The 282-nt window shown below is 35.5% G+C and carries 1 protein-coding gene; it reads right to left on the bottom strand.

The window, feature by feature from the left end; genetic code table 11:
- Positions 1-109 precede the first annotated feature (109 nt).
- Positions 110-282: transposase (locus tag CD172_RS12440; RefSeq protein ID WP_142384454.1), on the bottom strand; the 173-nt coding region annotated here is incomplete at its 5' end.

Raw genomic sequence — 282 nt, 5'->3', positions numbered from 1 at the left:
AAAAAGGGGCTGGGACATAGGGTTTCAGTTTCCAAGCAAAACACCACAAAAATCTTTTGAAATGATTTTTGTGGTGTTTTTTCATTTGAATTTCACTTGAAATTAGCACTTACCGTGCTAATTTTCTTATGTTTAGTGCCATAAGGGCAATTCCAATTTCACATTCGACTTTGGTTTGGGTGCGTACGGATAATCTTTTGAAACCCAAATTAGCCTTCAGATTTCCAAAAGCTGATTCGACATCTATTTTTCGTTTTTTATAGATGCCATTCATTTCGGGAT

The sequence above is a fragment of the Staphylococcus agnetis genome, assembly GCF_002901865.1.
Taxonomy (GTDB): Bacteria; Bacillota; Bacilli; order Staphylococcales; family Staphylococcaceae; genus Staphylococcus; species Staphylococcus agnetis.
Note: the sequence above shows the minus strand (reverse complement) of the source record. Positions and strands in the feature narration are given on the sequence as shown.